Consider the following 24,291-nt stretch of genomic DNA (forward strand, 5'->3'; position numbering starts at 1 on the left):
TCAGACCTCGACGGCGGCCAGCTGCCCGCAGGCCCCGTCGATCTCGCTGCCGCGCGTGTCGCGGACGGTCGTCGGGATGCCCTTGGCCTCGAGGCGCCGCACGAACTCCCGCTCGTCGGCGGGGTCGGAGGCGGTCCACTTCGAGCCGGGCGTCGGGTTGAGCGGGATCAGGTTGACGTGCACCCAGCCCCAGTCGCCGTAGGAGTTGAGCACGTCGCCGAGCAGGTCGGCGCGGAAGGCCTGGTCGTTGATCCCACGCATCATGGCGTACTCGATGGACACGCGGCGCTTGGTGACGCGCGCGTAGTTCCAGGCGGCCTCGACGGTCTCGGCCACGGAGTAGCGGGTGTTGATCGGGACCAGCTCGTTGCGCAGCTCGTCGTCGGGGGCGTGCAGGCTCAGCGCGAGGGTGACCGGGATGCCCTCCTCGGTCAGCTGGTTGATGCGCGGCACGAGTCCCACGGTGGAGACGGTGACGCCGCGCGCGGACATCCCGAGCCCGTCGGGCGAGGGGTCCACGAGCCGGCGTACGGCGCCGATGACGGCCTTGTAGTTGGCGAGCGGCTCGCCCATGCCCATGAACACCACGTTGGAGACGCGGCCGGGACCGCCGGGCACCTCGTCGCGCGCGAGCGACCGTGCCCCCGCCACGACCTGCTCGACGATCTCGGCGGTCGACATGTTGCGCTGCAGGCCGCCCTGGCCGGTCGCGCAGAAGGGGCAGGCCATGCCGCAGCCGGCCTGGCTGGACACGCACATCGTGACCCGCCCGGGGTAGCGCATGAGCACCGACTCGACGAGCGCACCGTCGAAGAGGCGCCACAGCGTCTTGCGCGTGGTGCCCTTGTCGGCCTCCATGGTGCGCAGCGGCGTCATCAGCGTCGGCAGCAGGGCCTCGACGAGGTCGGCGCGCTGGCCGGCCGGGAGGTCGGTCATCTGCTCGGGGTCGTCGACCAGGCGGGAGAAGTAGTGCGTGGAGAGCTGCTTGGCGCGGAAGCCGGGCAGCCCCTTCTCCTCGAGCAGCGCCTTGCGCTCGGCGGCCGTGAGGTCGGCGAGGTGGCGCGGGGGCTTCTTGCGCCCGCGTGGCTCGTCGAAGACGAGAGGAAGGGTCTTGATCGGCTCGGACATCAGGTCACCAGTCTCCCACCGGGGCGGTGACCCGGCGAAAACGTCAGCCCTCGAGGCTCACCAGGAGCCACAGGACCAGCGCCGCGACGCCGCCCACCACGAGCAGCGTGGTGACGATGCCGAGCACCATGTAGCGCCCGAACCGACGCGTCCTCGGCGCCACGAGCAGGCCGAGCGGGACCGCCAGCGTCAGCACCACGAAGGGGAACAGGTCCTCGGCGGTGCCGGTGTCGAAGAACGCGCTGAGGAGCGCCGCGAAGGTCCCGGGCACCACGATGATGAAGGCCAGGCCGGTGAAGAAGCCCGACAGCGCCGTGAACGTCGGGTGGTCGCGGTGCCACCAGCTGGGCGCGGCACCCGGCTCCCCGTCGTCGGTGTGGTCGGGACCGACGTCGCCGTCGGCGTCCGGGGTGGCCTCGGGCTGCGGCTCGACCGGCTCGCGAGGGTCGTCGAGGGGGTGGCGGGCGGTCATGCGGAGCCTTCCGAGAGTCCGGTGAGGATCGCGGCGCAGACGCCGGCCAGGGTGATCGAGGTGACGGCGACCCCGATGATCAGGCCCACGCCCCAGAAGCGGGTCGGCCGGAAGAACAGCATCGGCACGGGGAACAGCATCGGCACCAGCACCGCGATCCAGAAGAGCGCCGTGCCGGACAGGTCGTCGTCCGAGCCCTGGCTGCCGACCACCACGAGCACCACGAGGACGAGCAGGGCGCCGCCGACGACGAGACCGATCCCGGCGCCCGACATCACCTGGGCCCAGACCGGGATGCCTCCGGGAGGGCGCGGGGGCAGCTGCTGACCGGGACCCCACGGCCCCGGCGGTCCCCACTGGCCCGGCGGCGTGCCGCCGTAGGGCGGGCCTCCGCCGTAGGGCGGGCCGCCCTGGGGCGGGCCGCCGTAGTCGGGACCGCCCGGAGGCGGCGGTGGGGGCTCCTGGCTCACCGTCTCACTCTAGGGCGGGAGCGCCGTGAAAGCCGGTCACCACACCCACCAGCCGAGCCCGATCCCGACACCGCCGGCGGCCGCCACGACCGCGAGGTAGACGAGCACCAGCCGGGTGTCGCCGAGCTTGCAGCGCGAGCGGAGGAGACCGCCGCGACGCGCCTGCCAGTAGCCGACGAAGCCGACCAGGGCGAACACCACGACCGCCACCGGGCCGAGCAGCCAGCCGAGCAGCGCGACGGTTGCGAAGACGCACAGCCGCAGCGGGTCGTACGGCCCCTCGTGGCTGCCGTGACTGCCGTGACCGGGCTGCACGCGCTGCGGCTCCACCAGCCGCGGGTCACGGCTCACGTGCGCCCGCCCGTGGCGGTCGAGATGCGGGTGCGGCTGAGCGGCGCCCAGGCCTGGACGGCGCAGAACGGGGCACACTGGTGGCCGCCGGTCTCCTCGTGCACCGTCGCGACGTGGACGCAGCACTGCGTCAGGCGCTCCTCGATCATCGTGTCCATGTCCATGAACGGCTTGACCGTCACCCGGAGCACCCGCTCCCCCAGCATCCGCCGCAGCCGCTGGTGCTGGCCGGGCAGCTTGCTGGACGCCAGTGCCGTGAGGGTGCCGATGCCGATGTCGCAGTTCTGGCAGATGTCGCGCCAGATGGTGCTCATCGAGGGGTGAGACAGCGACGACTGCTCGGAGAGCAGGTCGAGCAGGGAGCCCTTGACGATCTGACGCATCGCGTCGGGGATGGTGTCGTCGGCGATCCGGTTGGCGAGCAGGTCGGGCTCGAGGTCGAGCCACTCCTTGAGCCTGTCGTGGCCGATGAGCGCGGTCAGCGAGCGCCAGGAGCCGGAGTCGTCGCGCATCAGGTAGCCCACCGAGCAGCAGTGCGGGTGCGAGCACGGCAGGGCCGTCAGGTCGCGCCAGGTGACGACGCCGTTGGTCTGGGCCTCGAGCCGCGCCAGCACGCCGGTGTGGGTGAGCCGCTCCATGGGGTCGATGGCGCCGGAGCGACCGCTGCCGAAGACCGGCTGGATGGTGACCCCACCGACGTACGGCGTGTCGAGGGCGCGCTTGAGCACGAACCCGATCTCGTCGTCGTTGACGCCCAGCGCGGCCGTCATGGTCAGCGTCGTGAAGATGCCGGCAGCCGACAGCCGCTCGATGGCGCGGTCCTTGAAGCGCCGGATGTCGGCGCCGCGGTGGTACGTCGACGCCTCGGCCGACCCGCCGTCGTACTGGAGGTAGACCTCGACCCGCTCGCGGTGCCTGGTGAGCAGCGCCAGCAGGGCGTCGTCCTGGGCCACCATCAGGCCGTTGGTGTTGATCAGGATCCGGACGACCGGTCGCGCGACGACGGCCTCGAGCAGCTCGGCCAGCTGTGGGTAGAGGGTCGGCTCGCCGCCGGAGAGCATCAGCACGTCGATGCGGCCGTTCTCCCGCGACAGGCGCGCGTCGATGGAGGCCAGCACCTGCTCCAGCGGCGCGACCGACGCGAGCGCCGGGGACGACTCCGCGAAGCACGTCGGGCACTTCAGGTTGCAGTGGTCGAGGAGGTCCTCGAGCAGGATGCAGGTGTGCTGGGTCTGCATCTCCGGCAGCCCGTCCTCGTAGGCCGAGGGCACGGGCTTGAAGTTGCCGCGCAGGTCGGGCTCGTGGACCTTCGTCGGGGCGGTCCACTCCTCGAGGTAGCGCAGGATCTCGGGCGACTCGTCGTACATGGTGCGGACCAGGCCGTGGTCGGGGCAGCCGCGCTCGAGCCAGATCCGGTCGTCGCGCTCGACCAGCCAGCCGGACAGCCGTCGTACGTCGGCGAGCGCGCGGTCCGGCTTCTCTTCGTGGCACAGGGGGCAGAAGGCGTTGACGTAGCGGTGGATCCGGTCGCCGCGCAGCGGCATCCCGGGACCGCGCGTGACGCTGACGGGCGTGCTCACGTGGGGACCTGCTCTCGAGGGGCGGGGTGGAGGACGTGGCGGTAGGCGCCGCGACGCACCTGGACGACGATGCGGAGCAGGACGAGCGGGATGGTCGCCATCAGGAACAGCTGGGGCCGGGTCAGGCCCTCCCAGGCGACGTCGTTGCCGCGGACGAACTCCACCAGGAAGCGGAACACACCGTAGGCGCCGACGTACCAGACGAACGACTCCCCGGGCGGCAGCGAGCGGTGCCGCAGCCAGCACCACAGCAGGACGAACGCCACCAGGTGGAAGGCGATCTCGTAGACGAACGACGGGTGCAGGCCGACGCCGGCCGGCGCACCGGTGCGCGCGGCGGCGGCGGCGTCGAGGGTGATCCCCCACCCGCCGGAGGTGGGCGTGCCCGGCGACTCGGTGAGCAGGCACCCGATCCGGCCGACCGCCATGCCCAGCGCGACGGCGGGAGCGAACAGGTCGCCGGTGCGGACGCGGTAGCCGACGGCGCGCTTGGCGACGTGGACGCCGAGCCACGCGCCCACCAGCCCGCCGAGGATCGAGCGGTTGCCGTAGAGCCACTGCTCGGCCAGCGAGGCGTTGTCGCGCAGGTCGACGTGCTGCAGCCAGGTCCCGAGCCGCATGAAGACCGCGCCGCCGACGACGGCGCCCAGGATGACGAACGCGAGCCGCTCGTCTGTCTGGCCGCGGCGCCGGGCCTCCAGGGCGAACACGACGCCGGCGGCCACGACGCCGAGCAGCACGAACAGCTCGTGCGTCGGGACGCGCCCGAGGGTGGGGTACACGCTCAGATTCCCCCGAAGGCGCCGGGAACGAAGAGCGAGGCGCACACGCCGGCGCCCGCGATGAAGCCGATCGAGATGCCCATCAGGAACCCGGCGCCCACCTGGCGGGTGCGCGGACGGACCAGCAGCACGATGCCGACGACCACCGGCAGCGCCGCCAGCACGACGCCGAGGACGGCCGGGACGCCGGAGTCGTTGCCGTAGGCCACACCGAAGCCCACGATCAGCGAGAAGGCGATCCAGGCCCAGCACACCAGTGCGCCGAGGACGAGCCCGAGGACGATGAGGTGTCCGCGCAGCTGCCCCGGCTCCGTCATGGCCTCAGCATGTCACCTCGTCAGTCGTTACGGCGCGCGATCGAGGTGTTGAGGGCGGTCGCGAACCCGCACCACGCCGGATACGGCGCGAGCGCGGCGCCCAACGACGGATCGACCTGGCCGACACGACGGGTCAGCGCGGCCGAGTGCACGGCCAGCAGCCCGCACCAGGCGGCCGCCGCCCAGGGCCGGCGCCCCCGCCAGAACAGCACGCTCCAGCCGGTGTTGAGCACCAGGTTGGTGGCAAGCACCCAGCGCAGGTGTGCGGCCTCCTCGTCGCGGCCCTCCTGCTCCAGCACGGTCAGCGCCGCGGCCGTGGTGACCGCGATGTCGGCGTAGAGCGGGGTCCACACGAGCGGGAAGGCGATGCTGGGCGGGTCCCACGGGGGCTTCTCGAGGCCGCGGTACCAGCGGGTGTCGGGGGCCGTCGCGGCGGCGCCGAGGCCGGCGCTCGCGACGGCGGCGGCAGCCGTGGCCGCGAGGTTGCGCAGTCCGGCACGGGTGCGCAGGGACTGCCAGGGCGACGTGCGGCTCATGCCCCCAGCATGGCACCGGGCACCACGAGCACGTCCGGCATCGCCAGGCTCGCCCACCGGTCCAGGTCCGGGTCGGACCCGGTCAGCGCGGCGTCCACCAGGGTCCAGGCGGTGCCGTGCCCCACGAGCACGACGTCCTCCCCGCGGTGCACGTCGAGGATGCGGCGTACGGCGGGCAGGACGCGGTCGCGGCAGGCGGCCAGCGGCTCCCAGCCGAGGTGGGCCGACAGGTCCGGCTCGGCGAACGCCCGCCGTACGACGGCCCCGACGTCGTCGATCCAGTCGCCGCCGCGGACGTGCTCGCGCAGGTCGTCCAGGATGCCGACGTCGCCCTCGGTCAGCAGCTGGGCCGTGCCGACGGCCTTCGGCTCCGGCGAGCAGAACCACGCGGCACGCTCGGGCAGCCCGCCGGACTCCCGCAGCGCCCAGACGTCGTCGAAGCCGGCGGGGTCCAGCTCCCACTCGGCAGCCGGACGGCCCCGCTGCAGCAGCGGACGGCCGTGGCGGACCAGGAACAGGCTCACGTGAAGACGAGGTAGTGCAGCAGCAGCCAGATCGGGGCGATCGTGGCGAGCAGCGAGTCGAGCCGGTCCATGAGCCCGCCGTGGCCGGGGATGACCTGGCTCATGTCCTTGATGCCGAGGTCGCGCTTCATGACCGACTCGCACAGGTCGCCCAGCGTCGCCATGACCGCGACGATCACGCCGAGGCAGGCGCCCACCCACCAGTCGCCGTCGAGGAGGTAGACGACCAGGACGACGCCGGCGCCGGTCGTCGCCAGCACCGACCCGGCGAAGCCCTCCCAGGACTTCTTCGGCGAGATGACCGGCGCCATGGGGTGCTTGCCGAACAGCACGCCGGCGATGTAGCCGCCGGTGTCGGAGCAGACGGTGATCAGGATGAACGTGATGATGCCGGCGACGCCGTCGTCGTCGAGCCCCGCGCCGCCCAGACCGCCCTCGGAGAGCAGCAGCGCCACGAAGGAGCCGAGGAACGGCACGTAGACGAGGGTGAAGACCGACGCGCTGGCGTTCTTCACGTAGCCGTCGATGCCGCGCCGCAGCAGCCACAGCATCGTGACCAGGGCCGTCACCGCGGTCGCGGTGACCAGCGCCGGGGCGCCGTACAGGTAGGCGACGACGACCATCACGGCCCCGCCGACCATGAGGGGTTCCTCGGGGATGTCGATCCCCTTGGCCGAGAGGCCGCGTCGCAGCTCCCAGATCGCCACCACGACGGCGACCACCACGATCACCATGAACGCGGGCTTCCAGAAGGACAGCGACGCCGCGATCGCGCCCAGCAGCACCACGGCGGAGCCCACCGCGGCCTTCAGGTCACGACCGGCACGGCCGTGGTCCTTCTGCGGCGCGGGAGTGGGCGAGGTGGAGGTCATGGAGTGGGGGTGCGGGGGTCCTCAGACCTCGAGCAGCTCGGCTTCCTTGTTCTTGAGCATCTCGTCGATGGCGTCGGTGTGCTTCTTGGTCGCGCCGTCGAGCCGCTTCTCCGCACCGGTGACGTCGTCCTTGCCGACCTCGCCGTCCTTCTCGAGCTTCTCGAGGTTCTGCTTGGCCGTGCGCCGCAGGTTGCGGATCGCGACGCGCCCGTCCTCGGCCTTGGCCTTGGCGATCTTGATGTACTCCTTGCGGCGCTCCTCGGTGAGCTCGGGGAACACGCAGCGCAGCAGCTTGCCGTCGTTGGACGGGTTGACGCCGAGGTCGGAGTCGCGGATCGCCCGCTCGATGGCCGGCATCGCCCCGATGTCGAAGGGCTGGACCAGGATGATGCGCGCCTCGGGGGCCGTGAACGACGCCAGCTGCTGCAGCGGGGTCTGGGTGCCGTAGTAGTCGACGGTGATCTTGCTGAACATGCTGGGCTGCGCGCGGCCGGCCCGGATCGCGGCGAACTCCTCGCGCGTGGCCTCGACGGACTTGTCCATCTTGGAGTCCGCCTCGTTGAGGATGTCGTTGATCACGTGTTGCTCCCTAGCTGGTGGTGGATGCTGCGCGCGGTCGGCTCAGTCGCGCGAGACCGTGGTGCCGATCTTCTCACCGCTGACCGCGCGGCCGATGGTGCCGGGCGTGGAGAGGTTGAAGAAGACCATGTCGAGGTTGTTGTCGCGGGCCAGGCTCACCGACGTGGCGTCGGCGACCTTGAGGCCGCGCGCCAGGAACTCGTCGTAGGTGAGGGTGTCGAACTTGACCGCCGCGGGGTTCTGGTTCGGGTCGGAGTCGTAGACGCCGTCAACGCCCTGCTTGCCCATGAGGATGACCTCGCACCGGGTCTCGAGGGCGCGCTGGGCGGCCACGGTGTCGGTGGAGAAGAACGGCATGCCGGCGCCGGCGCCGAAGATCACGACGCGCCCCTTCTCGAGGTGGCGGATCGCGCGGCGCGGGATGTAGGGCTCGGCGACCTGGCCCATCGTGATGGCCGTCTGGACGCGGGTCTCGACGCCGTGCTGCTCGATCAGGTCCTGCAGGGCCAGGCAGTTCATGACGGTGCCGAGCATGCCCATGTAGTCGGCGCGGGCGCGCTCCATGCCCCGCTGCTGGAGCTCGGCGCCGCGGAAGAAGTTGCCCCCGCCGACGACGATCGCGACCTGGACCCCGGACCGGGCCACGTCGGCGATCTCCTTGGCGATGGCGTTGATGACGTCGAGGTCGAGCCCGACCTGCCCGCCGCCGAACACCTCGCCGGAGAGCTTGAGGAGGACACGCTGGTAGGCGGTCACGCGGGATCCCTTCGTGCGTCGCGGCTGGGGACGTGCGAGAAGGCCGGTCCGATGCTCCAGATCTGGGTCATCGAACCGGCCTCCTCGTCGAACACGTCAGGTATGAACCTACGTGGTCAGGCGCCGACCTCGAAGCGGGCGAACCGCTTCAGGGTGGTGCCGGACTCGTCGAGGACGGTCTTGACGTTCTTCTTGTTCTCGGTCACCGACGGCTGCTCCAGCAGGACGACGTCCTTGAAGAAGCCGTTGAGGCGGCCCTCGGTGATCTTGGCGATCGCCTGCTCGGGCTTGCCCTCCTCGCGGGAGGTCGCCTCGGCGATCTCGCGCTCCTTGGCGACGACGTCGGCGGGGACCTCGTCGCGGGTGAGGTACTGCGGGCGCATCGCGGCGACCTGCATGGCGGCCGCGCGAGCGGCGTCGGCGTCACCGTCGTACTCGACGAGCACGCCGACGGCCGGCGGGAGGTCGGCCGCACGCTTGTGCATGTAGACGACCGTGGGGCCCTCGAAGTAGGCCACGCGGCCGAGCTCGATCTTCTCGCCGATGGAGACGGCGAGCTCGTCGACGACCTCGCCGACGGTCTTGTCACCGAGCTGGACGGCCTTGAGGGCCTCCGCGTCGGCGGCCTTGGCGGCGTCGGCCGCGTCGGCGATCTGCTGGGCCGCCTCAACGAACTGGTCGCCCTTGGCGACGAAGTCGGTCTCGCAGCGCAGCTCGACCAGGGCACCACCGGAGGTGGCGACCAGGCCGTTGGAGGCCTCGCGCTCGGCGGCGCGCTCGGCCATCTTCTTGCCGCCCTTGATGCGGAGGATCTCGACGGCCTTGTCGAAGTCGCCGTCGGCCTCGGTGAGGGCCTTCTTGCAGTCCATCATGCCGGCGCCGGTGAGCTCGCGGAGCTTCTTGACGTCGGCGGCGGAGATGTTCGCCATGTGGGTCTCCCTCGGAGTGGCTCGGAACGTGTCAGGGGGTGGTGCGCGTCGCCGTCACCGGCGCGGTGGCGCGTACGTCGTACGCGCCACCGCGGTCGGGGACGATCAGGCCTTCGCCTCGTCGGTCGCCGGCTCGGCGTCCTTCTCGGCGGCGGCGGTGTCGACGGACTCCGCCTCGACGGCGGCGGCGTCGACGTCGGCAGCGACCTCGTCGGTCGTCGCGTCGGCACTGCCGACCTCGGGGGCGGCCTCGGGGGCCGGGGTGGCCTCGGTCGCGGCGTCCGCGACATCGGCGGCAGCGGCGCCCTCGGACGAGGCACCCGTCGCCTCGGAGGCCGGGGCCTCGGCGTCGGCGGCGGTGGCCTTCTCGGCCGCCTTCTCCGCGTCACCCGCCAGGAGCTCGCGCTCCCAGTCGGCGAGCGGCTCGGCCGCGCCGGGAGCGGTGCTCTCGGTCTTGGCGCCCGAGCGGGCGATGAGGCCCTCGGCGACGGCGTCGGCGACCACGCGGGTCAGCAGGCCGACCGCGCGGATGGCGTCGTCGTTGCCCGGGATCGGGAAGTCGACGACGTCGGGGTCGCAGTTGGAGTCCAGGATGCCGATGATCGGGATCTTCAGCTTGCGGGCCTCCTCGACGGCGAGGTGCTCCTTGTTGGTGTCGACGATCCACACCGCGTTGGGCGTGCGGCTCATCTCGCGGATGCCACCGAGCGACTTGTTCAGCTTGTCGCGCTCGCGACGCATCTGCAGCAGCTCCTTCTTGGTGCGGCTGCTGCCGGCGACGTCGTCGAAGTCGACCTCGTCGAGCTCCTTGAGACGGTTGATCCGCTGGTGCACGGTCTGGAAGTTGGTGAGCATGCCGCCCAGCCAGCGCTGGTTGACGTAGGGCATGCCGACGCGGGTCGCCTGCTCGGCGATCGCCTCCTGGGCCTGCTTCTTGGTGCCCACGAACATCACGGTGCCGCCGCGGGCGACGGTCTCCTTGACGAAGGCGAAGGAGCGGTCGATGTAGGCCAGCGACTGCTGCAGGTCGATGATGTAGATGCCGTTGCGCTCGGTCATGATGAAGCGCTTCATCTTGGGGTTCCAGCGACGGGTCTGGTGCCCGAAGTGGACGCCGCTCTCGAGGAGCTGGCGCATGGTGACAACTGCCATGGTGGTTCGTATCTCCTGGTGCGGAGCAGCGCCGTGCGCACACCCTTGAGTCAGGGCGTACCGGGGCCGGCTCCGATAGTTTTCAGTTTCCCCACGACCGGCGGGAGCCGCTCGTGCCTGACGCTCGCGCGCGGCCCCACCTGCTCGACCCGAGGGTCGTGCGGGACTGAGGACCGTCGCCCACGGGCGGTCGAGACCCGGAGGTCTCGTCGTGGTCGGCGAGCATGCGAATTTCGGACCGCGGTCGAGACCACGGGCCGATGGAAACAGACTAGTCGAGCGCGGCGGCACGCCGCGAATCGCCCGGACGGCGCCGTTCGCGCCGCACCCGCCGCAGGATCGCGCGGCGGTCGCGGCCCTGCCACACGTGCAGGGCGATCACGACCCACGCGGCGACGGTGAGCGCGACGGCGGCTGGTTCGTCCATGCCTCCAGCCAAGGAGGCGCCGGGCGCGGGCCCTATGGGGTCCACCACCCATCTTCGCCCGCAGGCCCCTCGGAGCGTGGGGTCCGCCCGCTCGGACTTGTAGGATCGGCGGAGACATTCGAGAACAGCGAGGACAGCGAGGGACCCCGACCAGTGCTGGTGCTCATCGCCGCCGTCCTCACCGCTGCGGTGCTGTCGCCCTGGGTCCTGCTCCGCGTCGGCCGTCGCGGCTTCCCGCTGGTCGCCCTCGTGCCGCTCGCCGGCACCGCCTGGGTCGCCGCCCAGGGCCCGGACGTGGTCGACGGCGACCCCCTCGTGGAGGTGCACCGCTGGGTCCCGAGCATCGACATGGAGCTCGCCTTCGCGATGGGCCCCCTCCAGTGGGTGATGGCCCTCATCGTGCTCGGCATCGGCGTGCTCGTGCTCGGCTACTGCGCGTGGTACTTCAGCGACGACGAGGCCGGCGTGCCGCGCTTCGCGGGCGTCCTCGTCGCCTTCATGGGGGCCATGCTCGGGCTGGTCCTGGCCGACGACCTGCTGGTCCTCTACGTGTTCTGGGAGCTGACCACGGTCTTCTCCTTCCTCCTCATCGGCCACGACCCCGGGCGCCGCGCCAGTCGCCGCGCGGCCGTCCAGGCGCTCGTCGTCACGACGCTCGGCGGTCTGGTCCTCCTGGTGGGGGTGCTCGTCGTGGGCGACCAGGCCGGGACCTACCGGATCTCCGAGATCCTGGCCGACCCGCCCACCGGCACCGCGGTGACGGTGGGGGTGCACCTGATGCTCGTCGGCGCCATCAGCAAGTCCGCGCTCCTGCCCTTCCACTTCTGGCTGCCCTCGGCCATGGCGGCCCCGACCCCCGTCAGCGCCTACCTGCACGCCGCCTCCATGGTGAAGGCGGGCGTCTACCTCGTGGCGCTGCTGGCCCCGGCCTTCGCCGGCGTGCCCGGGTGGCGGGCAGTGCTGCTCACCCTCGGCGTCGCGACGATGGTGCTCGGCGGTGTCCGGGCCCTTCGCCAGCACGACCTGAAGCTGCTCCTCGCCTACGGCACGGTGAGCCAGCTGGGCTTCCTCGTGCTCGTGCTCGGCGTGGGCACCCGCAGCGCCATGCTGGCCGGGCTCGCGCTCCTGGTCGCCCACGCGCTCTTCAAGGCGACCCTGTTCCTGACCGTGGGCGTCATCGACCACAGCACGGGCACCCGGGACCTGCGCCGGCTCACCGGGCTCGGCCGACGGATGCCGGTCCTGGCGGTCGCCGCCACCCTGGCCGCCGCCTCGATGGCCGGGCTGCCGCCGCTGCTGGGCTACGTCGCCAAGGAGAGCGTCCTGGTGGCGCTGCTCGACGTGGCCCGCGAGGGCGACGGCACCGGCCTGGCCGGGCTCGGCGGCTGGCTCCTCGTGGCCGGCGTCGTCCTCGGCTCGGTGCTGACGGCGGCGTACTCGGCACGCTTCGTGTGGGGCGCGTTCGCCGGCCGAGACGTGGCGGAGCCGCTCTCCGTGCACCGCCCGGCACCGGCGTTCGTCGCGGCGCCGGTCGTCCTGGCGGCCCTGTCGCTGGTGCTCGGGCTGACGGGCGGTCCGCTCACCAGCGTGCTCGGTGCGCACGCGGACACCCTGCCGCCCGGGGTCCACCACGCCGAGCTGACCCTCTGGCACGGCGTGGGGCTCCCGCTGCTGCTCACCGCCACGACGCTCGGCGTCGGCGCGCTCCTCTTCCTCCTGCGCGAGCCCGTGTCGCGCCTCCAGACGCGGCTGGCCCACGACTGGAGCCTCGAGCGGTCCTACCGCGCCGGGATGCGGCTGCTCGACCGGGTGGCCGTCGAGGTCACCGGTGTCGTGCAGCGCGGGTCCGCGGCGGCGTACCTCGGGGTCATCCTGCTGGTCGTGGTGCTGCTGCCCGGCGCGACGCTCCTGGACGGTCGCCACGACCTGCGGGTGCAGGCCTGGGACACCCCGGTGCAGGCGGTCGTCGGCGTCGTCACCGCGATCGCCGCGGTGATGACCGCCCGCTCGCGCCGCCGGATCCGTGCGGTGCTGCTCGTGGGGGTCACCGGCTACGGCACGGCGCTGCTGTTCGTCGTGCACGGCGCCCCGGACCTGGCGCTCACGCAGGTCCTGGTGGAGACGCTCACCGTGGTGGTCTTCGTCCTGGCGCTGCGTCGCCTGCCCGAGTACTTCACCGACCGGCCGCTGAGCCGGCAGCGCTACGTGCGCGCCGCGATCGGCCTCGCGGTCGGGGTCGTGACCGCCGGCTTCCTGCTGGTCGCAGGCGCCGCTCGCACGGCCGACCCGGTCTCGCTCGCGCTGCCGAAGGAGGCGCTCGACTACGGCGGCGGCGGCAACATCGTCAACGTGATCCTGGTCGACACCCGGGCGTGGGACACCCTCGGGGAGATCGCCGTGCTGGTCGCCGCCGCCACCGGGGTCGCCAGCCTGGTCTTCGTCCACGCCCGAGGCGCCGACATCCGTCGCGTGCACGACATCCCCTACCCGGCCGGCGTCCAGAAGATCGCGACGCGTCCGGGGCGCCGCGCCTGGCTCCCCGGCTCGCGCACCCTGTCCCCCGACAAGCGCTCGATCATCTTCGAGGTGATCGTGCGGCTGATCTTCCACACGCTGGTCGTCATCTCGATCTACCTCCTCCTCGCCGGCCACAACGCGCCCGGCGGCGGGTTCGCGGCGGGGATGACCACCGGGCTGGCGCTCGTCGTGCGCTACCTCGCCGGCGGCCGCTACGAGCTCGACGAGGCGGCGCCGGTGGACGCCGGTCGCCTGATCGGGTCCGGGCTCGCGATCGCCGCCCTGGCGGCCCTGCTCCCGATGGCCTTCGGCGGCGAGGTGCTGCAGTCGGCGGTGGTCGACGTGCCGCTGCTGTTCCTCGGCGAGCTGCACCTGGTGACCTCGGTGCTCTTCGACGTCGGCGTCTACCTCGTGGTCGTCGGGCTGGTGCTCGACCTGCTGCGCGCCCTCGGCTCCCACATCGACCGCGACATCCAGCGCGCACGGCGCCGGGCGGAGGCGCAGGCCACGTGAACGTCAACCTCACCCTCGTCCTCACCGCCGCCGTCCTGATGGGCTGTGGCGTCTACCTCCTGCTCGAGCGCAGCCTGTCCCGGGTCCTGGTCGGGCTGGTGATGATGGGCAACGGCGTCAGCCTGTCCTTCCTCGTCGCCGGCGGCCCCGCCGGGCGGGCGCCCATCGTCGACAAGGACGGCGACGTGACGGGGCTCTCCGACCCGCTGCCGCAGGCGATGGTCCTCACCGCCATCGTCATCACCCTGGCGACCACGGCGTTCGTGCTGGCGATGGCCTACCGCAGCTGGCAGCTCAACGGCCACGACGACGTCCAGGACGACGTCGAGGACGCCACGATCCGCAGGCTCGCGGTCAACGACGTCACGTCCGAGGCCTACGACGCGACCACCTCGCACTACCCCGGCGACGACTCCAGCGGCGACCCCGGCCAAGGGCCTGACGACGACCCGCTCGTGGCCGACGCGGCCGAGATCAGGGACCGCTCGTGAACGGCCTGGTCCCGCTCCCGGTCCTGCTCCCGATCCTCGGCGCGGGCGTATCGCTGGCGCTGCTGCACCACCCCCGGATCCAGCGCTGGCTGAGCCTCGCGGTCCTCGCCGCCGTGGTGGCGATCGCGGCCGTCCTCCTGGTGCAGGCCGACCGCCACGGGCCGCAGACGGTGTGGATCGGAGCGTGGCCCGAGACCCTCGGCATCGTGCTCGTCGCCGACCGGCTGGCCGCGCTGATGCTGCTCGTGAGCGCCCTGGTGACGCTGGCAGTGCTGGCGTACTCGGTCGGGCAGGGCATGACCGAGGACGAGGAGGGCGCGCCGATCTCGATCTACCACCCGACGTTCCTCGTGCTCGTGGCCGGCGTGGCCAACGCCTTCCTCGCCGGTGACCTGTTCAACCTCTTCGTCAGCTTCGAGATGCTGTTGTTCGCCAGCTACGTGCTGCTCACGCTCGGCGGCACTGCGACCCGGATCCGTGCAGGCACGATCTACGTGCTCGTCAACCTGCTCTCCTCGACGCTGTTCCTCATCAGCCTGGCCGTCACCTACGCCGCCACCGGCACGCTCACGCTGGCCCACCTGGCCGAGCGCCTGGCGGCGCTGCCTGACCACGTGTCGCTGATGATCCAGCTGCTGCTCCTCACCACCTTCGCCATCAAGGCGGCAGTGTTCCCGCTGTCGTTCTGGCTCCCCGACAGCTACCCGACCGCTCCGGCGCCGGTGACCGCGGTCTTCGCGGGCCTGCTGACCAAGGTGGGCGTCTACGCCATCCTGCGGATCCAGACGCTGCTCTTCCCGGACAGCCCGCTGACCGACCTCCTGCTGTGGGCGGCGCTGCTCACGATGGTCGTCGGCATCCTGGGCGCCGTCGCGCAGTCCGACATCAAGCGGATGCTCTCGTTCACGCTCGTGAGCCACATCGGCTACCTCGTGCTCGGCATCGCCCTCGACAGCCGGGCCGGCACCTCCGGGACGATCTTCTACGTCGTGCACCACATCACCATCCAGACGGCGCTGTTCCTCGTGCTCGGCCTCGTCGAGCGCCGCGCCGGCAGCACGGCGCTGCTGCGCATCGGCGGGCTGGCGCGGATCGCGCCGCTGCTGGCCGTGCTGTTCTTCGTGCCGGCGATGAACCTCGCCGGCATCCCGCCGTTCTCCGGCTTCATCGGCAAGGTGGGCCTCTTCCAGGCCGCCCAGCAGGACGGCGGCTGGCTGGCGTGGACGCTCGTCGGCGGCGGTGCCCTGACCAGCCTCCTGACCCTGTACGCCGTCGCCAAGACGTGGGCGGTCGCGTTCTGGCGCACCCCGCGGGAGGCCCACGAGGCGCTCGAGGCCATCGGCGGAGGAGGCGACCCGGTGCCGGGTCACGACACGGGCGTCGTCCACGAGCACCGTGGCCACGTGCACACCGGGGGCGGCGTCGTGTCCAAGCAGGACATCGAGGACGCCCGCCGGCTCGGTGACGACGACCTACCCGACCGCGACTTCTACTCCCTCATCCAGGCCGGCGAGGACAGCCGCCACTCCCCCGCCGGGATGCTGGTCCCGGCCGCGGGGCTGGTCACCCTCAGCGTGCTCCTGACCGTGGTCGCGGGCCCGCTCTTCGCGTTCAGCGACCGCGCCGCGAGCGACCTCCACGAGCGCGACCCCTACCTGTCCTCCGTCCTCACCGAGGACCGTCGATGAGCCCGGTGATGCGCACCCGGCGCGACGGCACGACGAAGCTCGCGCGTCACCGCGCCGTCCAGCCGTTCGCAGTCGTCTGGCTCACGCTGGTGTGGCTGGCGCTGTGGGGCGAGGTGACGCCGCTGCTGCTCGTGGGCGGCGTCCTGGTCGCGGTGCTGGTGTGCGTCGTCTTCCCGCTGCCGCCCATCGACCTCGTCTCGGGCGCCCGGCCGCTGCTCCTGCTGGCGGTGCTGGCGCGCTTCCTGGTCGACGTCGTCCGGGCGAGCGTCCAGGTCGCCGCGGTGGTGCTGCGTCGCCGCCCGGTGCGCAACGCCGTGGTCGCCGTCGACCTCGAGAGCTCCTCCGACTTCGTCCTCACCCTCGTCGCGGCGATGCTGTCGCTGATCCCGGGATCGGTCGTCGTCGAGGCCCGGCGCTCCACGCACACCCTGTACCTCCACGTCCTCGACGTGGAGGACGCCGAGGCGGCCGAGGCGTTCCGCCGTGACGCCCTCGCACTCGAGCAGCGGGTGCTCCGCGCGCTCCCCCCACGACCCGTCGAGGAGGACGCGACATGACCGTGGTGCTCGTGGTGGCAGGGCTGCTCCTGCTCCTGGCCGCGCTCCTGCTGGTGGTCCGCACGACCATCGGCCCGACGATCCTCGACCGCAGCGTCGCGCTCGACGTGCTGGTCGCGGTGACGGTCTGCGCCGTCGGGCTGCACACCGTCCACACCGGCGACACCTTCGCACTGCCGGCGCTCGTGGTGCTGGCCGGCTGCGGCTTCGTCGGCGCCGTCAGCGTCGCCCGCTACGCCAGCCGCAGCAGCGACCTTCGCGCCGACGGCGACGGCGAGGGCGGCACCGGGCGGGACGCCGGCGACCGGGACGGTGCCCGATGAGCTGGACCACCGTCGCCGACGTCGCCGCCGCGGTCTGCCTGCTGCTGGGCTCCGTGCTGGCGCTGCTCGCCGCGGTCGGGGTGCTGCGGATGCCCGACCTGCTCAGCCGGATGCACGCCGCCACCAAGCCGCAGGTGCTCGGGACCGTGCTCGTCATGGCCGGGGTGGGCCTGCGGCTGCGCGACCCCGGCATCGTCGGGCTGCTGATGCTGGTCGTGCTGCTGCAGATGGCCGCCAGCGTCGTCTCCAGCCACATGATCGGCCGCGCGTCGTTCCGCGCCGGACAGGTCCGCCACGACCTGCTGGTCGTCGACGAGCTCAGCGAGGTCCGCGAGCACGACGAGCCCCGCGGCGCCCCCTGACCTGACCGCCCCGCCCTGACCTGACCTGCCGATCCGCGGGCCACCTGTCGTCCACAGGACGCCCCGCGGCGCCCGTCCTCCCCAGGACGGGCCCGAGCCCGGCCCGGCCGTCCCCACGCCGGAGCAGTCTCGACGCATGGTCTCCGTCCTCCCGATCCGGGTCCCCGGGCTCGTCACCGTCGTCCTGGGCGTCGCGCTCTCCCTGCTGGGGGGCAGCGCGGCCTCCGGCGAGCCCGGGGACCCACTGCCCGTCGGCGTCTGGCCACTCCGGCCGACGCCCGAGGTCGTCGCCGACTTCGACCCGCCGGCCGACCCCTACGGGCCCGGACACCGCGGGGTCGACCTCGCCGGCAGCGTGGGTCAGCCGGTGCGCTCCGCCCTGCCCGGGCGCGTCCTCTACGCCGGTCCGCTGGCCGGCCGGGGCGTGGTCGTCGTCGGCCACGGACCCACCCGCACCACCTACGAGCCGGTCGTCGCCCAGGTGGGCGTCGGCGACGTGGTCGCCGCCGGCGACCGTCTCGGCAGCCTGCAGCTCCCGCGGTCCCACTGCTTCCCCCGGGCCTGCCTCCACTGGGGCTGGATCGAGGGCGAGACCTACCTCGACCCCCTCCTGCTCGTCGGGGGCGGCCCCGTGCGTCTGCTCCCGCTGTGGTCGCACTCCCCGGCGGTCACGCCGGCGCGGCCCACCACGGTCGGGCGGGCGGCCGGGCCGGGCGGCGACGCGATCGACCGGGGCCCGTGATGCGCTCGGCGTCAGGCGCGGGGGTGGGCCTGCTGGTAGGCCCGCCGCAGCCGGTCGGTCGTGACGTGCGTGTAGAGCTGGGTGGTCGCCAGCGACGCGTGCCCCAGCAGCTCCTGCACCGAGCGCAGGTCGGCGCCGCCCTCCAGCAGGTGCGTGGCCGCGGTGTGGCGCAGGCCGTGCGGCCCGATGTCGGGAGCGCCCGGCACCGCCGCGATCCGCTGGTGCACCAGGGTCCGCACCGCCCGGGGGTCGATCCGCCGACCGCGCGCGCCCAGGAAGAGCGCCGGCCCGGAGCCCGCCACGAGGAGCTGCGGGCGGCCCTGGCGCTGCCAGAAGTCCAGCGCCCGTGCCGCGGGCCTCCCGAACGGCACCGACCGCTCCTTGCGGCCCTTGCCGAACACCCGCACGACGTTGCGGTCGCGGTCGACGTCGTCCAGGTCGAGCCCCACGAGCTCGCCGACCCGGATGCCGGTGGCGTAGAGCAGCTCGAGCATCGCGACGTCGCGCAGCCCGACGGCGCTGCCGTCGTCGGCGATCGCGGCCGCGGCGGCGATGAGGTCCTCGGCCTCGTCGGCGCGCAGGACCGGGGGCAGCGACTTGTGCGGCTTCGGGGAGCCGAGCGAGGCACCCACGTCGGCCGGCGCGCGACCGGTGCGGGCCAGCCAGGCGGTGAACACCCGGGCGGCCGTCGCGCGGCGCGCCAGCGTCGTGCGCGACAGGCCCATGGTCTGCTGCTTGGCCAGCCAGCTGCGCAGGGTGCGGAGGTCGAGCTCGCCGACGCCGGTGCAGCCGAGGCGGGTGGCGTGCTCCAGGAGGCCTGCGATGTCGGCGGAGTAGGCCCGCACGGTGTGCGCGGTGAGGTCGCGCTCGGAGACCAGGTGCCGCTCGTACTCGCCCAGGACCCGCGCCATCTGCTCGGGCAGCAGCCCCGCGTCGGCGGCGGCGTCGGGGGTCTCGGGGCTCACCGTCCCAGCGTAGGAGCGCGCGCCCCGGGCGTCGGCGTCCCGCGCCGAGGCGGGCAGTGGCGGCGCCGTGGGAGGGCGCGCGGTCGGGGCTTTCCGCGGGAGGGATGATGTCCCGGTGCTGACGAACTGGTCCGGTAACCACCGCTTCGCGGCCGCGCGGGTCCACCGCCCCACCACCGTGGAGGAGCTGCAGGCGGTCGTCGCCGGCGCCGAGCGGGTCCACGCCCTCGGGTCGCGGCACTCCTTCACCGACGTCGCCGACACCGCCGGCGACCTGGTCGTGACGGCCGACCTGCCCGCGGAGATCGCCGTCGACGCCGAGCGCCGCCAGGTGCGGGTGTCGGGCGGGGTCACCTACGGGCGGCTGGCGGCCGAGCTGCACGCCCAGGGCTGGGCGCTGGCGACCATGGCCTCGCTCCCCCACATCTCGGTGGCGGGAGCCGTGGCCACCGGGACGCACGGCTCGGGCGACCGCATCGGCTCGCTCGCCGCGGCCGTCGCGGGGCTGGACCTGGTGAGCGCCGACGGGACCCTGCGGTCCGTCCGTCGCGGCGACCCCGACTTCGACGGGCACGTCGTCGCCCTCGGCGCCCTCGGCGTCGCGACCCACGTGACGCTCGACGTCGAGCCCACCTACGACGTGCGCCAGGACCTCTACACCGACCTGCCGTGGGGCGTCGCGCTGGAGCGCTTCGACGAGCTCACCGCCAGCGCCGGAAGCGTCAGCCTGTTCACCGACTGGGCCGGCGCCGACGTCGCCCAGGTGTGGCTCAAGAGCCGCGACACCACGCCGCCGACGGACCTGTTCGGCGCGCCGGCGGCGGTCGGCACGCTGCACATGCTCACGGGCGCCGACCTGGAGGCCGTCACCGACCAAGGGGGCGTCCCGGGCCCGTGGCACGAGCGGCTGCCGCACTTCCGGATGGCGTTCACCCCGAGCCGGGGCGAGGAGCTGCAGAGCGAGTACCTCGTGCCGCGCGCACGCGCCCTCGAGGCGGTCGCCGCGCTGCGCTCGCTGGCGGGCCGGTTCGGCCCGCTGCTGCAGGTCAGCGAGGTGCGCACCGTCGCCGCCGACCGGCTCTGGCTCAGCGGCGCCTACGACGTCGACGCCGTGGCGCTGCACTTCACCTGGGTCCGCGACGTGCCGGCCGTCTACGCCGTCCTGCCCGCGATCGAGGAGGCGTTGCTGCCGCTGGGCGCCCGGCCCCACTGGGGCAAGTGCTTCGTCGCGGGTGCCGACGAGCTGCGGCCCCTCTACCCGCGGTTCGAGGACTTCCGCGCGCTGGCCCAGCGGGTCGACCCGGACGGCGTGTTCCGCAGCGACTTCCTCGCTCGCACGCTCGACCTCGACTGACGCCCCTCAGGCGCGCCAGGTCGGCGCGACCTCCCGGCGGTAGCGGCGTCCGAGCACGCGGGTGAGCACGAAGGTCACCGGCCGCGGCACGCTCTGCCGCAGGAACGCGCGGTGCTCGGGCTCCATTCCGTCCTGCAGCCACGCGAAGAACTCCCCCGCCACCCGCGGCGGCGCGGAGCGCAGCTTCTTCTCCGTCTCGTGCCACTCGGGGGTGTCCAGGTAGGGCAGGAGCACCGGCTCCAGGTCGTTCTCCTCGTGGGTGAGGTGCTGGTCGATCACCTCGCGGGCGTCGGCGACACGCACCCGCGCCATGGCGGCCCGCTCCGCGCTGGGGTCGCCCGCGAGGGCGTCGACGGCCGTGGTCACCGACGTCAGGGACTCGGCCATCGCGTGGTGCTCGGACTCCATCGCGGACAGCAGCCCCGCGTCGACACCGAACCCGGCCAGCATCGGCCAGATGTGGGTGTCCTCGCCGACGTGGTGGTGGTGCAGCTGATGTCGGAGCTCGCCGTAGGCACGCTGCAGGGCCGCCGCCCGGGCCGCGTCCCCCGCCGGGAAGTCCGCCAGCGCCGACTCCAACCGGTCGAGGTCGCGCCGCACGGCCGCGTGGATCACACGGTTCATGGTCATCGTCGTGCCCATCTGGGGACACTAGGGCTCGCTTCGCCGCCCCGCCAGCCCGGTTCAGACCTGCCTCGGCCACCTCCCCCGTTCACGTCTGGGCCAGGGCGGCGAGGCGCCAGCCGTCGTCGTCCTGCACCACCAGTCCGGTCCTGAGGAGGTAGGACAGGGCCGAGCGCACCTCGACGACCCCGAGCCCGGCGGTGCGGGCGACCGAGTCGGTGGGGGCGGCGTGAGCGACCGGCACCGCGTCGAGCACCTGCCGGTGCCGCGAGCTCAGCCGGTCGCGGGCCCGGGTCTCCCCGCGCGGCTCGGCGGCCAGGCCGGCTCCCGACTCCCCGACCATCTCGAGCACCTCCTGCCCGGACGTGACCAGGCTCGCCGCTCCCTGCCGCAGCAGGTGGTGCACCCCCTGGGAGAGCGGGCTGGTCACCGGGCCGGGCACGCCGAGGACCAGCCGGTTGAGTCGAGCCGCCCAGCCGGCGGTGTTGAGCGCCCCGCTGCGCGCCGCCGCCTCCACCACGACCGTCCCTCGGGAGAGGGCCGCGATGAGCCGGTTGCGGGCGAGGAAGCGGATCCGCGTGGGCGCGCACCCCGGCGGCGCCTCGGACACGACCGCCCCGGTCGTGGCGATGTGCTCGATCAGCTGCTGGTGGGCGGCGGGGTAGACGCGGTCGGCGCCGCAGGCCAGGACCGCGACCGTCGGGGCGTCCATGGCGATCGCGCCGCGGTGGGCCGCCTGGTCGATCCCGAAAGCCGCCCCCGAGATGACGGGCCGACCCGAGCGCGCCGTCACCGCGGCCAGCTCGCCCGCGACCTGGGTGCCGTAGCCGGTGGCCGAGCGGGCGCCCACGATGGCCACCGAGCCGCGCAGCGAGTCGAGCCGGAGAGGGCCGCGCACCCAGAGCCCGATCGGCGGCCCGCCTCGTTCGTGCATCGTCCCGGCGAGGACGAGGTCGCCCACCTGGCCGGGCCACTCCTCGTCGGAGGGGATCACGAAGCGCAGCCCGAGCCGTCGCGCCCGGTCGAGCTCCCGCTCGGGGTCGCTGGAGGCCAGGCGGGCGGCGACGTCGGTGAGCATCCCGCCGGGGTCGCGCTCCCGCACCAGGAGCTCGTGCAGCCGGGGCGCGCCGAGCTCGGCGACGAGCCCGGTCAGGCGGGGGTCGCCCGGCTCGGCCAGCCGGCTCAGGGCGGCCCGGGCCAGCCGCTCGGCGTCGTCGCTCATCCCGCCCTCACCTCCAGCCGTCGGTGGGGCAACGGCTCGGCCGTCCGCAGGAGCAGCGCCGTCTGCACCTCCTCGACGCCGGGCGTCACCGCCTCACCGCTGCGGACGGCGGTCAGGTCGGCCACCGTCCACGCGACCCGGTGGACCCGGACGGCGCCGCGGCTGCTGAGCCGGCCGGAGAACAGCTCGTCGTCGAGCAGGCGCTGCGCCTCGGGCTCGAGCGGCCAGGCCTCGCGCAGCACCGGCCCGGGCGCGTGGGCGTTGAGCCGCCAGCTGCGCTCGGCGTAGCGCTCGGCCTGGAGCAGGCGCGCGGCCGCGACGCGCGCCCGCACCACCGCCGACGGCTCGACGATCGCGAACCGGTCGGCCTGCTCGTGCGGGGCCACGGGCTCGACGTGGCGCACGATGTCGATCCGGTCGGCCAAGGGGCCGGTGATCTTGGCGCGGTAGTCGCGACGGACGCGCTCCGCGCACGTGCAGCGGTTGTTGCTCGCCCGGGGGTGGTACTCCCCACAGGGACAGGGGTTGCTGGCCAGCACGAGCATCCCGCGCGCGGGCAGCGTCACCAGCTCCTCGCGCCGCGCGATGGTGACGTCGCCGCTCTCGAGGGGCTGGCGCAGCGCCTCGATGACGTCGGCCCGGAACAGCGGGAACTCGTCGAGGAACAGGACCCCGCAGTGGGCCCGGCTGATCTCGCCGGGGCGGATGTGGCCGCTGCCGCCGCCGATCAGCGCCGCCTTGCTCGCGTCGTGGTGGGGAGCGGCGTAGGGCGCTGCGGTGAGGAGCCCGTCGCCCGGGTCGAGGGTGCCGGCGAGCGAGTGGATCGCCGTCAGCTCGAGGGCCTCCTCGGTCGTGAGCGGCGGCAGGATCGTCGGGATCCGCTCGGCGATACTGGTCTTGCCGCTGCCCTTGGGGCCCGAGAGCAGCAGGTGGTGGCCGCCCGCCGCGGCCACCTCGACGGCGTACTTGGCGTCGGCCATCCCCCGCAGGTCGGCCAGGTCGACCTCCTCGAGCCGCTCGGCGCCGCGCCACGCGAGCAGCTGGCTGCCGGACATCGGCGGCACGGGCGGCGCCTCGGGGACGTCCTCGCCCTGGAGCTCCGCCACGACCTGGGCCAGCGAGCGCATCCCGAACACGTCCATGCCGGGGACCATGGAGGCCTCGCGGGCCAGCGGCTCGGGCACGAACACCCGCGCGATCCCCCGCTCCGCGGCCGCCAGCACCATCGGCAGCACCCCCGGCACGCAGCGCAGCCCGCCGTCGAGGGTCAGCTCGCCGATGAAGCCGGTGGCCTGCAGCTGCGCGACCGGCAGCCGGCCGTCGGCCGCCACCACCGCGACCGCGATGGCCAGGTCGAAGTGGCTCCCGCGCTTGAGCAGGTCGGCGGGCGAGAGCAGGATCGTGATCCGCTTGGTGCTCGGCCAGCCGAGCTCGCTGTTGATCACCGCCATCCGGCACCGGTCGCGGGCCTCGCTCAGCGAGGCGTCGGGCCGCCCCACCAGGGTCGTGCCGACCTGTCCGGGCGACACGTCGGCCTGGACGTCGACGAGGTGCCCCATCGCGCCGTGCAGGGACACGGTGTGCGTGGTCGCGAACGGCATCAGCCGATCCCCCGCACGTGCTCGACGAGCGCCGCCCCGCGCGGCGGCCGCAGCACCGCGACCAGGTCGATGCGGGTCTCCGGCGGCCGCACCCCGTGGTCGTCGGCCCACCGCTGCGCCAACCGGTGCAGCCGGTCGAGCTTGGCCCGCGAGATCGCCTCGTGCGGCGAGCCGCACACGTCGCTGGTGCGGGTCTTGACCTCGCACACCACCAGCACCGCGCCCTCCCGCAGCACCAGGTCGACCTCGCCCTCCTCGCACCGCCAGTTGCGGTCGAGCAGGCTCAACCCCGCCGCGACCAGGTGACGCGCGGCCACCGTCTCTCCGTAGGCACCCAGGGCCTGCTTGCTCGCTGCTGTCGTCGTCATCGCCGACCTCCTCGCAGGACAGCCTCGACCGGAGGCAGGACAGTCGGCCCCCGCGCGCTCGGGCCCTGGGGACGAACCCCACGGCAGGA

The 24,291-nt window shown here is 73.3% G+C and carries 28 protein-coding genes; 8 read left to right on the forward strand and 20 right to left on the reverse strand.

The genetic code is table 11. The annotated features are described in order from the left end of the window. The 15 genes from rlmN to IRQ30_RS07145 form a co-directional block, all read right to left on the reverse strand. Entirely contained in the window at window positions 1–1,128 is a 1,128-nt protein-coding gene (gene rlmN / locus IRQ30_RS07075; protein WP_193608439.1) for a dual-specificity RNA methyltransferase RlmN, read from the reverse strand. Window positions 1,129–1,171: 43 nt separating this feature from the next. Next, window positions 1,172–1,600, reverse strand: a complete 429-nt coding sequence (locus IRQ30_RS07080; protein ID WP_193612254.1) for a hypothetical protein — start codon at window positions 1,598–1,600, stop codon at window positions 1,172–1,174. Further along, window positions 1,597–2,070, reverse strand: coding sequence for a hypothetical protein (locus IRQ30_RS07085; RefSeq protein WP_193612255.1), 474 nt, complete (start codon window positions 2,068–2,070; stop codon window positions 1,597–1,599). The genes IRQ30_RS07080 and IRQ30_RS07085 overlap by 4 nt, the downstream gene beginning before the upstream one ends. Before the next feature lie 36 nt (window positions 2,071–2,106). Further along, the gene (locus tag IRQ30_RS07090) at window positions 2,107–2,421 is read right to left on the reverse strand and encodes a hypothetical protein (protein ID WP_227467131.1); all 315 of its coding nucleotides are present in this window, start codon (window positions 2,419–2,421) and stop codon (window positions 2,107–2,109) included. Then, window positions 2,418–4,001 (reverse strand): radical SAM protein, encoded by a 1,584-nt coding sequence (locus IRQ30_RS07095; protein WP_338089603.1) that lies wholly within the window; start codon window positions 3,999–4,001, stop codon window positions 2,418–2,420. The genes IRQ30_RS07090 and IRQ30_RS07095 overlap by 4 nt, the downstream gene beginning before the upstream one ends. Further along, a complete protein-coding gene (locus IRQ30_RS07100; RefSeq protein WP_193612256.1) occupies window positions 3,998–4,783 on the reverse strand; it encodes a prolipoprotein diacylglyceryl transferase family protein in 786 nt (261 codons plus the stop codon). Before IRQ30_RS07100 ends, IRQ30_RS07095 begins: the two co-directional genes overlap by 4 nt. A gap of 2 nt (window positions 4,784–4,785) precedes the next feature. Beyond that, window positions 4,786–5,100, reverse strand: coding sequence for a hypothetical protein (locus IRQ30_RS07105; RefSeq protein WP_193612257.1), 315 nt, complete (start codon window positions 5,098–5,100; stop codon window positions 4,786–4,788). Between the two features lie 20 nt (window positions 5,101–5,120). Beyond that, a complete protein-coding gene (locus IRQ30_RS07110) occupies window positions 5,121–5,636 on the reverse strand; it encodes a TspO/MBR family protein (protein WP_193612258.1) in 516 nt (171 codons plus the stop codon). Beyond that, entirely contained in the window at window positions 5,633–6,160 is a 528-nt protein-coding gene (locus IRQ30_RS07115; protein WP_193612259.1) for a histidine phosphatase family protein, read from the reverse strand. The genes IRQ30_RS07110 and IRQ30_RS07115 overlap by 4 nt, the downstream gene beginning before the upstream one ends. Next, window positions 6,157–7,032 carry a phosphatidate cytidylyltransferase gene (locus IRQ30_RS07120; RefSeq protein WP_193612260.1) on the reverse strand — a complete coding sequence of 292 codons (876 nt, stop codon included), beginning with the start codon at window positions 7,030–7,032 and terminating at the stop codon, window positions 6,157–6,159. The genes IRQ30_RS07115 and IRQ30_RS07120 overlap by 4 nt, the downstream gene beginning before the upstream one ends. A 21-nt stretch (window positions 7,033–7,053) precedes the next feature. Beyond that, window positions 7,054–7,608 carry a ribosome recycling factor gene (gene frr / locus IRQ30_RS07125; protein WP_209021809.1) on the reverse strand — a complete coding sequence of 185 codons (555 nt, stop codon included), beginning with the start codon at window positions 7,606–7,608 and terminating at the stop codon, window positions 7,054–7,056. Between the two features lie 45 nt (window positions 7,609–7,653). Then, a complete protein-coding gene (gene pyrH, locus IRQ30_RS07130) occupies window positions 7,654–8,367 on the reverse strand; it encodes a UMP kinase (protein WP_193612261.1) in 714 nt (237 codons plus the stop codon). Window positions 8,368–8,483: 116 nt separating this feature from the next. Beyond that, window positions 8,484–9,296: a translation elongation factor Ts gene (tsf, locus tag IRQ30_RS07135; protein ID WP_134738618.1), complete on the reverse strand. Its 813-nt coding sequence runs from the start codon at window positions 9,294–9,296 to the stop codon at window positions 8,484–8,486. Between the two features lie 105 nt (window positions 9,297–9,401). Beyond that, the gene (rpsB, locus tag IRQ30_RS07140; protein ID WP_193612262.1) at window positions 9,402–10,448 is read right to left on the reverse strand and encodes a 30S ribosomal protein S2; all 1,047 of its coding nucleotides are present in this window, start codon (window positions 10,446–10,448) and stop codon (window positions 9,402–9,404) included. A gap of 271 nt (window positions 10,449–10,719) precedes the next feature. Beyond that, a complete protein-coding gene (locus IRQ30_RS07145; RefSeq protein ID WP_193612263.1) occupies window positions 10,720–10,875 on the reverse strand; it encodes a hypothetical protein in 156 nt (51 codons plus the stop codon). A gap of 153 nt (window positions 10,876–11,028) precedes the next feature. Between IRQ30_RS07145 and IRQ30_RS07150 the strand changes: the two genes are divergently transcribed. The 7 genes from IRQ30_RS07150 to IRQ30_RS07180 all read left to right on the forward strand — a co-directional run bounded on the left by IRQ30_RS07150 (window position 11,029) and on the right by IRQ30_RS07180 (window position 18,068). Next, entirely contained in the window at window positions 11,029–13,905 is a 2,877-nt protein-coding gene (locus IRQ30_RS07150; RefSeq protein WP_193612264.1) for a Na+/H+ antiporter subunit A, read from the forward strand. Then, the gene (locus tag IRQ30_RS07155; protein ID WP_193612265.1) at window positions 13,902–14,396 is read left to right on the forward strand and encodes a Na(+)/H(+) antiporter subunit C; all 495 of its coding nucleotides are present in this window, start codon (window positions 13,902–13,904) and stop codon (window positions 14,394–14,396) included. The genes IRQ30_RS07150 and IRQ30_RS07155 overlap by 4 nt, the downstream gene beginning before the upstream one ends. Further along, window positions 14,393–16,084 carry a Na+/H+ antiporter subunit D gene (locus IRQ30_RS07160; protein ID WP_193612266.1) on the forward strand — a complete coding sequence of 564 codons (1,692 nt, stop codon included), beginning with the start codon at window positions 14,393–14,395 and terminating at the stop codon, window positions 16,082–16,084. Before IRQ30_RS07155 ends, IRQ30_RS07160 begins: the two co-directional genes overlap by 4 nt. After that, complete coding sequence (locus tag IRQ30_RS07165; RefSeq protein ID WP_193612267.1) at window positions 16,081–16,641, forward strand: Na+/H+ antiporter subunit E; 561 nt, start codon at window positions 16,081–16,083, stop codon at window positions 16,639–16,641. The genes IRQ30_RS07160 and IRQ30_RS07165 overlap by 4 nt, the downstream gene beginning before the upstream one ends. Next, on the forward strand, window positions 16,638–16,964 hold the full coding sequence (locus IRQ30_RS07170; protein WP_193612268.1) for an MrpF/PhaF family protein: 327 nt from the start codon (window positions 16,638–16,640) through the stop codon (window positions 16,962–16,964). The genes IRQ30_RS07165 and IRQ30_RS07170 overlap by 4 nt, the downstream gene beginning before the upstream one ends. Beyond that, window positions 16,961–17,326 (forward strand): monovalent cation/H(+) antiporter subunit G, encoded by a 366-nt coding sequence (gene mnhG, locus IRQ30_RS07175; RefSeq protein ID WP_193612269.1) that lies wholly within the window; start codon window positions 16,961–16,963, stop codon window positions 17,324–17,326. Before IRQ30_RS07170 ends, mnhG begins: the two co-directional genes overlap by 4 nt. Before the next feature lie 136 nt (window positions 17,327–17,462). Further along, complete coding sequence (locus IRQ30_RS07180) at window positions 17,463–18,068, forward strand: M23 family metallopeptidase (RefSeq protein WP_193612270.1); 606 nt, start codon at window positions 17,463–17,465, stop codon at window positions 18,066–18,068. Between the two features lie 11 nt (window positions 18,069–18,079). Here the strand turns inward: IRQ30_RS07180 and IRQ30_RS07185 are convergent, their stop codons facing one another. Further along, window positions 18,080–18,979 carry a tyrosine recombinase XerC gene (locus tag IRQ30_RS07185; RefSeq protein ID WP_193612350.1) on the reverse strand — a complete coding sequence of 300 codons (900 nt, stop codon included), beginning with the start codon at window positions 18,977–18,979 and terminating at the stop codon, window positions 18,080–18,082. A gap of 169 nt (window positions 18,980–19,148) precedes the next feature. On the opposite strand from IRQ30_RS07185, the gene IRQ30_RS07190 reads away from it, so the two are divergent. Then, complete coding sequence (locus IRQ30_RS07190) at window positions 19,149–20,387, forward strand: D-arabinono-1,4-lactone oxidase (protein ID WP_338089604.1); 1,239 nt, start codon at window positions 19,149–19,151, stop codon at window positions 20,385–20,387. A gap of 6 nt (window positions 20,388–20,393) precedes the next feature. Here IRQ30_RS07190 and IRQ30_RS07195 read toward each other — a convergent pair whose 3' ends face one another. The 4 genes from IRQ30_RS07195 to IRQ30_RS07210 form a co-directional block, all read right to left on the reverse strand. After that, a complete protein-coding gene (locus IRQ30_RS07195; protein ID WP_193612272.1) occupies window positions 20,394–21,029 on the reverse strand; it encodes a hemerythrin domain-containing protein in 636 nt (211 codons plus the stop codon). 70 nt (window positions 21,030–21,099) lie between these two features. Further along, a complete protein-coding gene (gene dprA, locus IRQ30_RS07200) occupies window positions 21,100–22,233 on the reverse strand; it encodes a DNA-processing protein DprA (RefSeq protein ID WP_193612273.1) in 1,134 nt (377 codons plus the stop codon). After that, on the reverse strand, window positions 22,230–23,834 hold the full coding sequence (locus tag IRQ30_RS07205) for a YifB family Mg chelatase-like AAA ATPase (protein WP_193612274.1): 1,605 nt from the start codon (window positions 23,832–23,834) through the stop codon (window positions 22,230–22,232). Before IRQ30_RS07205 ends, dprA begins: the two co-directional genes overlap by 4 nt. Continuing rightward, on the reverse strand, window positions 23,834–24,202 hold the full coding sequence (locus IRQ30_RS07210; protein ID WP_193612275.1) for a YraN family protein: 369 nt from the start codon (window positions 24,200–24,202) through the stop codon (window positions 23,834–23,836). Before IRQ30_RS07210 ends, IRQ30_RS07205 begins: the two co-directional genes overlap by 1 nt. Window positions 24,203–24,291 lie beyond the last annotated feature (89 nt).

Origin of the sequence: Nocardioides lijunqiniae (assembly GCF_015024225.1) — a bacterium.
GTDB classification, from domain to species: Bacteria; Actinomycetota; Actinomycetes; order Propionibacteriales; family Nocardioidaceae; genus Nocardioides; species Nocardioides lijunqiniae.

Bases quoted from the DNA above. Each gene is read 5' to 3' on its own strand.
- rlmN (WP_193608439.1), bottom strand. From the start codon at position 1,128: ATGTCCGAGCCGATCAAGACCCTTCCTCTCGTCTTCGACGAGCCACGC.
- IRQ30_RS07080 (WP_193612254.1), bottom strand. From the start codon at position 1,600: ATGACCGCCCGCCACCCCCTCGACGACCCTCGCGAGCCGGTCGAGCCG.
- IRQ30_RS07105 (WP_193612257.1), bottom strand. From the start codon at position 5,100: ATGACGGAGCCGGGGCAGCTGCGCGGACACCTCATCGTCCTCGGGCTC.
- IRQ30_RS07110 (WP_193612258.1), bottom strand. From the start codon at position 5,636: ATGAGCCGCACGTCGCCCTGGCAGTCCCTGCGCACCCGTGCCGGACTG.
- IRQ30_RS07120 (WP_193612260.1), bottom strand. From the start codon at position 7,032: ATGACCTCCACCTCGCCCACTCCCGCGCCGCAGAAGGACCACGGCCGT.
- tsf (WP_134738618.1), bottom strand. From the start codon at position 9,296: ATGGCGAACATCTCCGCCGCCGACGTCAAGAAGCTCCGCGAGCTCACC.
- rpsB (WP_193612262.1), bottom strand. From the start codon at position 10,448: ATGGCAGTTGTCACCATGCGCCAGCTCCTCGAGAGCGGCGTCCACTTC.
- IRQ30_RS07145 (WP_193612263.1), bottom strand. From the start codon at position 10,875: ATGGACGAACCAGCCGCCGTCGCGCTCACCGTCGCCGCGTGGGTCGTG.
- IRQ30_RS07165 (WP_193612267.1), top strand. From the start codon at position 16,081: ATGAGCCCGGTGATGCGCACCCGGCGCGACGGCACGACGAAGCTCGCG.
- IRQ30_RS07170 (WP_193612268.1), top strand. From the start codon at position 16,638: ATGACCGTGGTGCTCGTGGTGGCAGGGCTGCTCCTGCTCCTGGCCGCG.
- mnhG (WP_193612269.1), top strand. From the start codon at position 16,961: ATGAGCTGGACCACCGTCGCCGACGTCGCCGCCGCGGTCTGCCTGCTG.
- IRQ30_RS07180 (WP_193612270.1), top strand. From the start codon at position 17,463: ATGGTCTCCGTCCTCCCGATCCGGGTCCCCGGGCTCGTCACCGTCGTC.
- IRQ30_RS07185 (WP_193612350.1), bottom strand. From the start codon at position 18,979: ATGGCGCGGGTCCTGGGCGAGTACGAGCGGCACCTGGTCTCCGAGCGC.
- IRQ30_RS07195 (WP_193612272.1), bottom strand. From the start codon at position 21,029: ATGGGCACGACGATGACCATGAACCGTGTGATCCACGCGGCCGTGCGG.
- dprA (WP_193612273.1), bottom strand. From the start codon at position 22,233: ATGAGCGACGACGCCGAGCGGCTGGCCCGGGCCGCCCTGAGCCGGCTG.
- IRQ30_RS07205 (WP_193612274.1), bottom strand. From the start codon at position 23,834: ATGCCGTTCGCGACCACGCACACCGTGTCCCTGCACGGCGCGATGGGG.
- IRQ30_RS07210 (WP_193612275.1), bottom strand. From the start codon at position 24,202: ATGACGACGACAGCAGCGAGCAAGCAGGCCCTGGGTGCCTACGGAGAG.